A 10,685-nucleotide genomic window follows, 5' to 3' on the forward strand; every position below is an offset into this window, starting at 1 on the left:
GTTGTAAACTCGAACATAAGATGGCTGGTTAATAAAAGTGTGTGGTAACTCTCTTATCAACTCAGTCATCTTTTTTTTCAACTGAATTTCTTATCCATGATTCGGGTTAAATAAGATCCCAATATAAGCCAGCTCTGTTAGATTTACAAAAACCCCAAAAAATGTTAATTATGTCGCAAATCTTTTGAAGAGATAATAACAATGAATCGGGTATTTAAAAATGTTTTTAACACAGCAACAGGGGATTATGTTGTTACTTCAGAGCATGCTAAGGGGAAAACAAAAAGTAGAACAGCGCTGAGTAGTGGTATTGCTCTTGGCACGCTCTTAGTTGCAGGGCTTACAACATCGCATGCAGCGATCCTTGAAAATAAGTACGTTAAGGTTTCGGTCGCCGAGAATGGTACTTTAGGTTCAGGCAACGTTAATGATGTAGGAATGCTCTACGATCCACAAGGTTCAGGAAAATTCTTTAGTGCACAGGACTACTTAACACCAGGTACACCATGGCAAATATTCTCTGTATCTACCACTGAAACAGGATTACAAGCCAATGCAAATGATGTTGCTGGAGGCATTAATGGTCGTAACGATTTCACGACCCTATCAACACCAGTCACTAACATCATTGATCAAGAAAAAGGCCAACAAGAGACCAAATGGAACGGACAATATAGTATAGGTAATACTGTTTATTATACCATTTCAAACGAATATAGCGTTGATAATACTTTACACGGCGTGGCTGTAGAAACAACTATTACCGCACAGCAAGATTTGAGTAATGTTAGATTTGCGACTGCAATTGATCCAGATCCAGATGGTTTTATACCACCAAGTTTGTCTACAGATGACTACTATCAAACTACGAACACGCGCGGTGACACTAACCAAGACCTTGCCTCAGAAGATTGGGTATATGCCATAGGTCCTGAAACTCAGAGTATGATTGGTATTTTTTCTCAATCAAATTATGTACACAATACATCTGTGCTCAGCGCTTGGTCTTTAGATCCTGCTACTTATCTTGAAGGGATAGATAATCCTATAAAAGGTGACTTCGCAATTGGTATGGGCTTTGAGATTGGTGATTTAAAAGCTCAACAATCTGCTGTGATTGATTATGCTTATCTATTTGGTTTTCCAACCATCCCTCAGCCACCAGTGATCGAGGAATGGACCAATATTGATTTACGTGAGTCTTTTTACCAAAGCACTAAACTGAATTCAGGTCAATATGACCCCTCTTTAGGTGTCAATGTTCGACCAATATTTGAAGGTGGTACATTACAAGTAGATCATGAACCCTACTCAGGTTTTTATATCAATAATTTCACCATTAACGATTTAGGTGGACGCATTGATGCCCATGGCAAAGAAAGCCGTTATAAAGGCATATTCAGTAATGCCACTGGTACTGACCAATCAGGTAATTTCTATATTTCTGATTCAACTGGGCAAAATGGTCGCGTGGTGTTTGAGGGTCAAAATACCTATACAGGTCAAACCACCATTGAAAATGCTACTTTAGCTCTCAAAGCAGATGGCGATCTACGCTATAGTAGTGGTGTACATTTAAATCATAATGATGCACGCTTTGAAATTGCCGAATTGAAGAACCCAACGACTCAAATTCAAGATTTAAGTAGTACTGCAGGTACTGTATTTACTGGAGATAAAGTACTCATTGCCGGTACCGAACGTGACACCACTTTTGCAGGGCAATTTACCGGTCAAGGTGGTTATAACAAAGTGGGTTTAGGCACTCAATATATTACAGGGACAAGCCTAGACTTTGCCGGCATCACAAATGTTGTACAAGGCACATTACGTGTAGATGGTTTGCTCAACAACCAAGCACTTAATGTTTTAAATGGTGCAACTTTAAGTGGACAAGGTTCTGTTGGCGGTTTAGTTACGGGTGAAGCAGGTTCATTTATTGATCCAAATGGTCGTGACTTTGGTCGTTTAACGTTAATGAATGACTATATTGGTCAAGCCAATTCTAATATCTTGATTCAAACTGTACTTGGCGATGACAACAGTGCAACAGATGTTCTTGCAATTAAAGGCAATACCGTAGGCACAGCAAGCGTACAAATTGAAAACATGGGTGGTCAAGGTGACTATACCCAACAAGGTATTAAAGTAATTGACGTTGAAGGTCAATCTGATGCTAAGTTTACCCTTGCCAATGGTCCAATTAAACTCAATGCCTTTGAATACAATCTTTTGCAAAACAGCCCTGCTGATGCAAATGATGGCGATTGGTACTTATATAGCACCTATCGACCTGGGATTGGTAACTACATTTCAACTTTATCTTCTAATATTGAAACGGGGCTAACCACCATTTCTTCGTTGTATCAACGTATTGGCAGTCCTTATGAACCCGATGTGAACTATAAAACCACATGGGGCCGTTTGCTAGGCAATAGCATCAATAAAAATGGTGAAAAGCAATTTGACTATAACCAATACAGTATGGGTTATCAGTTAGGTGGTGAGTACTTAGCCATTGAAAAAGACCAATCGAAACACCGTTTTGGTCTAATGAACCACTTTATTCATGCCAATGCCAAAACTTATGATAACGAACGCTTAAAATTAGGTTTAGGTCATCAAAATAGTTCGATTGATACCGACAGCTTTGGTTTTGGTGCTTATTACACAGCCACCTTTAACAATAATCTGTATTTAGACTTAGTCACTCAAATGAACTATATCGAAAATTCAATTGAGGTGGCTGATGAACCCGATTTTACATGGGAAGCATGGCAAAGTGCCAGTTCAGTTGAGTTAGGTCGTTCATTTAATTTTAATGAAAGCACCAAGATAGAACCACAAGCGCAATTGTCTTATATCTATACCACCTATCGTGACACCCAAGATGCTTATTCTAAGGTCATTGCAGATAGTACCAGTAGTGTGATTGCGCGTTTAGGTGCACAGGTGAATCATCACTTTAACTATAAAGAACGCCCTGCAAGCGTCTATGGTCTACTCAATTACAAACATGAGTTTGCGCCAGATCATGAGTTACGTTTAGTTTCTTTAACCGATAATTCAGAAACTCATTTAAAAGAAAGCTATGAAGAAAGCTCAATTGAGGCAGGCTTAGGTATTCAGGTACAACTGGAAAACTTATATTACGTTTATGGTGATGTCCGCCATAGTACTGATGTACAAGGTGATAGTGACCAAACCCAAGTAAGTATTGGTATTAAGGGTCGTTTCTAAGCTGTTTTGAATTAAAAAAATGCTGCCTCGGCAGCATTTTTTTATGTGTTGTTTATTTGAGCCAAGCAATTTGCTGAGGTGTCACATCCAATTGAATGGTCTGCTCAATTTTTGCTGTCTTTAAATCAATTTGGTAAATTGATTTTTGCAGGCTATCACTGACAAACAATTGATCTTTTTCACCATGCATGGCCAGTTGTGCCTGAGCAATTGCGCTAGAATCGGCTGCAAAAACTTGTAGGGTATGTATAACCTGCCATGTGCTGCTATCTAAAATATGTAAAGTGCCGAGGCTATCTAAAATCACAAAATATTGCCCGCTGCTGCTAAAACTTTGTTTTAAGCGTTTTAGCTCTTTGCTCGTCCATGCAACTTGATCAGCTTGCTGGGTGTGTGGATTTACAATAAATAAATCTTGCTCGGTTGACGCAATGGCAACGATATCTTGTACCTTTTCATGCCCGACTAAAGTGCCAATACGTGCTTGGGTTGGAATTTTACTATCAATAAAGCTTTGCCCTTGTTGCTCTACCAACAACACACCATCTTGACAACCAAAAGCTGTAAAGTTTTGGTTAGATGCAGCACCATGTAAGCCCGGACAAGATTCAGTTAAAGTTTGCTCAACATGATAATGATTGCCGTGCTGTAAATAGCTTTTGACCATACTCAACTGTGTTTGGCCTTCGGGTAGATAACTGCTAAGTACTATCTCACCGCGTGGTTCAGCTACACCATGATGCTTATACGGCAAACGCTGCGAAGTGACTTTAGCATTGGCAATATCTTGATCGGTAAACACATCAAACTTAGAACCTTGCGTTTCATTACCATCATAAAAAACCGCAGCTTGCCCATTAAATTGACGATAATGTGTTGGTGAGCCACCAGACAAACGATAGTTTAACAAGCCCCTTTGAGCTGCACTAACAAAGCTGACATCACCTAGCTCACGATCCATAATGACCGCATATCCATAACTTGGGCTGCTATATAGTGCCGATGGCAATGCCTTTAATGCTGTATTAAAGATAGAGGTGTTGTCGTGTAGCTGATACACAGCCAATGCTGCACGTTGATTATCTTGGCTAACCACTGCCAAATGCCCGACCCCAAGCTCAGGCTTGGGTTTTGCTTGAACATTCGGTTCATTTGAAGAATCTCCTCCCCCACCACATGCGCTAATCACAGCCGTTAAAGTGATCAAGCCAATAAGACGTAGCGTTTGCATATTTCCCTCAATGTTTGTCTTGTATGTTTTTGAAACGTTATAACATAACATTTGTGATTTACCAATCACTAACATCAAACTGCTGTTTAAGGAATCGGCTTTTCCGTCGAAACCTTTGCCACTCCCCTGCAAAATCCTTATACTTAAGGGCAATTTTTTTCTAATTTTAACTGGATGACCATGAGTCGCGCCATATCGCATATTGATACTTTCCAAGGCTTAATTTTAGCCTTACAAAACTATTGGGCCGAGCAAGGCTGCGTTGTTTTACAACCATACGACATGGAAATGGGCGCAGGGACATTCCACACTGCAACTTTCCTGCGTGCATTGGGTCCTGAAACATGGAACGCGGCTTATGTACAACCATCGCGTCGTCCTAAAGATGGGCGTTATGGCGAAAACCCAAACCGTTTGCAACACTACTACCAATTCCAAGTTGTGCTTAAGCCTAACCCAGACAACATTCAACAGTTGTATCTTGACTCTTTAAAAGCCATTGGTATTGACCCGCTTGTACACGACATCCGTTTTGTAGAAGACAATTGGGAATCTCCAACATTAGGCGCTTGGGGTCTTGGTTGGGAAGTGTGGCTCAACGGCATGGAAGTGACGCAGTTCACTTACTTCCAACAAGTCGGTGGTGTTGAGTGCTACCCTGTGACAGGCGAAATCACTTACGGTTTAGAGCGTCTTGCCATGTACTTGCAAGGTGTTGATTCTGTCTATGACTTGGTTTGGACCAAAGGTCAATTTGGTACAGTCACTTATGGCGATGTGTTCCATCAAAACGAAGTTGAACAATCAACCTATAACTTTGAATATGCACCAGTCGACAAGATGTTCGAACTGTTCGACTTCTACGAAGCTGAAGCGACGCGTTTAATCGAAGCTGAACTTCCACTACCTGCATACGAACAAGTGATTAAAGCATCGCATAGCTTTAACTTACTTGATGCACGTGGCGCGATTTCGGTGACTGAACGTCAGCGTTATATCTTACGTGTACGTACGTTGGCGCGTTCGATTGCAACAAGTTATGTGGCAGCACGTGCCAAACTTGGTTTCCCAATGGCAGAACCTGCACTTCGTGACGAAGTTTTAGCGCAATTAAAAGCACAAGTTGAAGCGGAAGCTGCTCAAGCAGAAAAATCAGCGGAGAACAAATAATGTCTAAACATACTGTTTTATTTGAGCTTGGCTGTGAAGAACTTCCACCAAAAAGCTTAAAAAAATTACGTGACGCATTAACTGCTGAAACGGTTAAAGGCTTAAAAGATGCAGGTCTTGCATTCGATTCTATCGAAGCTTATGCAGCACCACGTCGTCTTGCACTTAAAATCGTTAATGTAGATGGCGCACAAGCGGACACGCAAAAACGTTTTGACGGCCCTGCAAAGCAAGCTGCATTTGATAGCGATGGCAACCCAACTAAAGCTTTAGAGGGCTTTATGCGTGGTCAAGGCATCACTGTAGATCAAATCTCAACGTTCCAAGCCGGTAAAGTTGAAAAAGTTTGCTACTTAAAAGATGTGAAAGGTCAAAGCCTTGATGCGCTTTTACCACAAATTTTACAAAATGCGTTGGACAATCTTCCAATTGCTAAACGTATGCGCTCTGCGGCAAGCCGTACTGAATTTGTACGTCCTGTAAAATGGGTGGTGTTGTTAAAAGACAACGACGTTGTTGATGCAACCATTCAAGATCTTCAAACTGGTAACGTTACATTTGGTCATCGTTTTCATGCACCTGAAGCAATTACTTTGACTCATGCTGACGAATACTTAAGCAAGCTTAAAGCAGCTTATGTTGTAGCCTCTTTTGAAGAGCGTCAAGCGATCATCGACGGTCAAGTCAAAGCATTGGCTGATGAAGTCAATGCCATTGCAATTGTGCCTGCGGATCTTCGTGATGAAGTGACTGCATTGGTTGACTGGCCTGTTGCGCTTCGTGCAAGCTTTGAAGAACGCTTCCTTGCAGTTCCTCAAGAAGCTTTAATCACCACCATGCAGGACAACCAAAAGTACTTCTGCTTAGTGAACAGCGACAATAAACTTCAACCGTACTTCATTACTGTGTCAAACATTGAGTCGAAAGACCCAACACAAATCATTGAAGGTAACGAGAAAGTAGTTCGTCCACGTTTGTCGGATGCTGAATTCTTCTTCTTACAAGACCAAAAACAACCGCTTGCTTCTCGTAAAGAGAAATTGGCGAACATGGTTTTCCAAGCAGAATTGGGTACGCTTTGGGACAAATCGACACGTATTGCAAAACTCGCTGTAGCACTCGCGCCAATCACTGGTGCAAAAGCGACTGATGCTGAAAAAGCGGCGCTTCTTGCAAAATGTGACTTAACCTCTGAACTTGTGGGTGAATTCCCAGAACTTCAAGGGATTGCGGGGACTTACTACGCACGTCTTGAAGGTGAAAATGATGAAGTGGCTGAGTCTTTAGGTGAGCAGTATTTACCTAAATTCGCAGGTGACGTTTTACCAAAAACCAAAACAGGTACAACGATTGCCCTTGCTGACCGTTTAGATACTTTGACGGGTATTTTTGGTATTGGTCAAGCGCCTACAGGTTCTAAAGACCCGTTTGCACTACGTCGTTCTGCAATTGGTATTTTACGTTTAGTGACTGAAAACGAGCTTGATGTATCAATTGAAGACCTCATCAAACTCGCACTTGCTGCTTATGGCGATGTATTGAAAGATCACGATAAGACTTTAAATGATGCTGTTGCATTCTTAGAAGGTCGTTACCGTGCCAAATATGAAGACCAAGGCGTTGCGGTTGATGTTATTCAAGCCGTTCAAGCATTGTCACCAAAATCACCACTTGATTTTGACAAGCGTGTAAATGCAGTAAATCACTTCCGTGCCTTGCCTGAAGCTGCTGCACTTGCTGCTGCGAATAAGCGTGTTGCCAATATCTTAGCTAAAGAAGCTGCACCAACAGGCGCTGTTGTTGAAGCAAACTTGGTTGAAGATGCTGAAAAAGCATTGTTTGCTGAATTAGCAAAAATCACGCCTCAAGTTGAGCCATTATTTGCTGCCAAAGACTACACTGCTGCGTTGTCTGCACTTGCTGCACTTCGTGCGCCAGTGGATACGTTCTTTGATGGTGTAATGGTGATGGCTGATGATGCTGAACTTAAAGCAAACCGTTTACGTATGCTTACACAGCTTCGTGACTTGTTTACCAAAGTGGCTGATATTTCAGTGCTTCAACACTAAGTTTTAGCCTGAATAAAAAACCCGCTTTAGAGCGGGTTTTTTTTATTATTTATGATGCTAAAAATTCTTCAATTATAGGGAATATAAACTCTCTATATTTTTCAAAAATTTCTTTATCATTAGAATTACATACAAAATCACAAAATTCTTGTTTTTTTAATTTTTCGATAGTGGTTCTTCCTCCATCCCCTGTTTCTTTAACTTCTTTTGAATAAAAATTAATTTCAAATAATGATTCAGGAAGTAAATTTTCTACACCACTTAAAACTTTTGTATTCTCACCGTTATGTGGCACTTTCATTTTAAAAATATGTTCATCTTTATACTCAGTAAAGTTTTTAGAATCACAATCAAATAGAAATAAAATTTTACGTTGGAAAGACTTTTTATTTGTAAGTAAAAAATCAAAACCCTTCTTTAAACTATCTTGCCCACTGTTCCTACTCCCGCCTTGCTTGGATAAACCTGCTTCATCAATTTTTACTAGTTCAATCCAGTCTTCTTTTTCAAAAAGTTCCAACGCTTTCTTCAAATATTTAACATCTGTTTCACCCTCAACCAAAATTAAAGGTTTTTGAGTTTCTTGAATCTTTTGATGCAATGTTTCCTCAAATTTTGCTGTGTCTTTATAGAAGTTAAATGAGTCTTCAAACTCAATGAATCTTTCTGAAGTAATATTAATCCCAGAAGGCAAATCAATTAATTGAATATTTTCAGCTTCAAATTCTTTTTCCATTCCTAAAACAAACAATGGTGAATGGGAAGTCATAATAAATTGCACTTTAGGAAATAGTTTTATCAATTTAGGTAAGATTTCACTTTGGTGCTTTGTATGTAAGTGAGCATCAATTTCATCGACAACAACTATTCCCGATATTTTTTCATATTGAAAACTGTTTAAAACATCATTGTTATCGGCATGCCTAACAATTGTCAGAAACATGTTAAACAATTGCAGTTGACCAGTAGAAAGCTGCTGAATTGAAGGTATTCTCCCATTCTTCTTTATAATACTTAATCTCTCACCTGCTCTATTACGCCAACCTAAGTGAATCTTTGCAGTAGAATCTTCTAATATAGTTTGAATAATTTCATTTACTTTTTTTAATGAAAAATCAAAAGCATTTTTAACTCTAATATTTCTTTGAAACTCCTCAGTCTGATTAATTTGATTGGCTAGCGAAGACTCTTCTATTGTTAATTTAGAATCTAATAACAAATTTAATAGCCATGATATATTTTTTTCTAAACTTTGAACTACTAAAATTTCTCGAGCTAGTTCTTTATGCATTGGCTCTTTAATTTTAATATCTAAATCGTTAATAGCATTCTTATTCAACCAATGAGGGATTTCACTTCTAAATACAGGGAAAAATATAAAAATATTTTCTTTGAAAATTTTTTCTGATTTTTCTGCACTAATATCTACTTTTTTAGTAGTTTCATCAGATATAGCTAGTTTGTTGCCATATAAATTAGAAAGCTCTGTAGGATTTTCCTTTCCTATATTCTGTCCAAAATGTAGTTCTTCATTTTTTTCACTATCTTGAAATCTTAAATAGATTGAAGCCCCACCATTTGACTGAGTATTGATATCTTTACCACTTATTATTTTAAAATAAGGGGAGCTATAATCTTGACCGTTTACCACATCAGAATAAAATTCCTTTGCGAACTCAAAAAAAGCATCTGCAATATAAGAAAGTGCATAAGTTTTTCCTGAACCATTTTTTCCAACTAAAATTACAGGCTTAGGATCAGAATTTTTTTGATTTTCAAATTCGATATCTAACTTATGAAGAGGTCCAATATTTCTGATATGTAGATTGCGTAAATACATATTTTTCTCTTTTTTCAATTAACTAAATAATAATTGTTTTTAAGTTTTATCCTAACATTAGTTTTTATTTTACTGTTTCTTTTAGACTATAGCCAATTTTAACTCAAATGCCTATACTCAACTTAACAACTCACCAACAAGAACCGAGCGATGAAACTTAAAACACTTTTACTTACAGGCCTAACTTGCCTTTCAATTACTGCATGTACTTCTGCACCTAAAATTCCACAACTGCAAGCAGGTGTGTTACAAGAAATTAGCAATCTAGAAGTCTATCCAGATACCAAAAACAATAAAGCCAAACTGACTAAACTTAAAGACAACTGCGTGATTGAGTTTACTGGCTTTATGGAAGGCGGCAAAGTGATTGAACAATGGTCATTTTATGGCAATAACTTAATGTCAGGTGGCTCAGCAGTATTTGGCAAAGACGGTACAAGTACCGCCACTAAATTTGATTTATATGATCAAGACAAACAAGCCAATTTTATGGCGTTAAAAAATCATTTCCATAAAGATGCTTTAAATCAGTGTCAATAAGAAATCGATCGATCCCCGACTAAACTAGTTGGGGATTTTTTTGATCTAGATCTTTGTTATATCAAACTAATGCAAACCCCAACACATAAAATAATTAAATAAAATGAATCACTTATATTAAATTTAATAAAAATTTGGCTACAATTTACATAAAGTAAATCTAGTTTTTTATAGGTTAGCGTTATGTCAAAATATGGTCTTTTTACAACACTTGTTACAACGCTTGTATTAGCTTTTACCACTGGCCAAAGTTTTGCATCGAGCCATGTGGTGAATTTAGAAACGGAATATGGACATAACCCAAATCTACTGAGTGTGCTCAGCCATAAAGCTAAACAAACATGGCAAAATACTGCAGAAAAATTGGCTTCGGCACAGTTAAGCTTAGAACAAACTAAATTTAATCAGCAGCTCACAGAACTTGAAGCCAAAGCCCAAAGTAAAAAAATCGTTCGTCCTGCAATTGTACAATTACCACTTACACCAACTGTCCACACAAACGTAGAACATCAGGCTTTAGCATCTACAGCATCTACAGCATCTACAGCATCTACAGCATCTACAGCATCTACAGCATCTACAGCATCTACAGCAT

General features: G+C 38.5%; 6 protein-coding genes and 1 pseudogene. 5 read left to right on the forward strand and 2 right to left on the reverse strand.

Features of this window, described 5'->3' with window-relative positions:
• Positions 1 to 201: 201 nt before the first annotated feature.
• Positions 202 to 3,240, forward strand: coding sequence for an autotransporter outer membrane beta-barrel domain-containing protein (locus Q0Z55_RS12040; protein ID WP_297429053.1), 3,039 nt, complete (start codon positions 202 to 204; stop codon positions 3,238 to 3,240).
• Positions 3,241 to 3,292: 52 nt separating this feature from the next.
• On the opposite strand, the gene Q0Z55_RS12045 is transcribed toward Q0Z55_RS12040, so the two are convergent.
• Positions 3,293 to 4,471 (reverse strand): hypothetical protein, encoded by a 1,179-nt coding sequence (locus tag Q0Z55_RS12045; protein ID WP_297429056.1) that lies wholly within the window; start codon positions 4,469 to 4,471, stop codon positions 3,293 to 3,295.
• A 180-nt stretch (positions 4,472 to 4,651) separates the two neighbouring features.
• Here Q0Z55_RS12045 and glyQ point away from each other — a divergent pair, with 180 nt between their 5' ends.
• Both glyQ and glyS read left to right on the forward strand, forming a co-directional pair.
• Positions 4,652 to 5,641, forward strand: coding sequence for a glycine--tRNA ligase subunit alpha (glyQ, locus tag Q0Z55_RS12050; protein ID WP_297429061.1), 990 nt, complete (start codon positions 4,652 to 4,654; stop codon positions 5,639 to 5,641).
• The gene (gene glyS, locus Q0Z55_RS12055; protein ID WP_297429064.1) at positions 5,641 to 7,710 is read left to right on the forward strand and encodes a glycine--tRNA ligase subunit beta; all 2,070 of its coding nucleotides are present in this window, start codon (positions 5,641 to 5,643) and stop codon (positions 7,708 to 7,710) included. Before glyQ ends, glyS begins: the two co-directional genes overlap by 1 nt.
• A gap of 49 nt (positions 7,711 to 7,759) precedes the next feature.
• Here glyS and Q0Z55_RS12060 read toward each other — a convergent pair whose 3' ends face one another.
• A complete protein-coding gene (locus Q0Z55_RS12060; RefSeq protein WP_297429067.1) occupies positions 7,760 to 9,550 on the reverse strand; it encodes an AAA family ATPase in 1,791 nt (596 codons plus the stop codon).
• Positions 9,551 to 9,700: 150 nt separating this feature from the next.
• Here Q0Z55_RS12060 and Q0Z55_RS12065 point away from each other — a divergent pair, with 150 nt between their 5' ends.
• Positions 9,701 to 10,090 (forward strand): hypothetical protein, encoded by a 390-nt coding sequence (locus Q0Z55_RS12065; protein ID WP_297429070.1) that lies wholly within the window; start codon positions 9,701 to 9,703, stop codon positions 10,088 to 10,090.
• A gap of 183 nt (positions 10,091 to 10,273) precedes the next feature.
• Positions 10,274 to 10,685: pseudogene (locus Q0Z55_RS12070) on the forward strand (hypothetical protein); the annotation flags it as partial.

The organism is uncultured Acinetobacter sp., assembly GCF_947626835.1.
GTDB lineage: Bacteria > Pseudomonadota > Gammaproteobacteria > Pseudomonadales > Moraxellaceae > Acinetobacter.

Bases quoted from the DNA above. Each gene is read 5' to 3' on its own strand.
- Q0Z55_RS12040 (WP_297429053.1), top strand. From the start codon at position 202: ATGAATCGGGTATTTAAAAATGTTTTTAACACAGCAACAGGGGATTAT.
- Q0Z55_RS12045 (WP_297429056.1), bottom strand. From the start codon at position 4,471: ATGCAAACGCTACGTCTTATTGGCTTGATCACTTTAACGGCTGTGATT.
- glyQ (WP_297429061.1), top strand. From the start codon at position 4,652: ATGAGTCGCGCCATATCGCATATTGATACTTTCCAAGGCTTAATTTTA.
- glyS (WP_297429064.1), top strand. From the start codon at position 5,641: ATGTCTAAACATACTGTTTTATTTGAGCTTGGCTGTGAAGAACTTCCA.
- Q0Z55_RS12060 (WP_297429067.1), bottom strand. From the start codon at position 9,550: ATGTATTTACGCAATCTACATATCAGAAATATTGGACCTCTTCATAAG.
- Q0Z55_RS12065 (WP_297429070.1), top strand. From the start codon at position 9,701: ATGAAACTTAAAACACTTTTACTTACAGGCCTAACTTGCCTTTCAATT.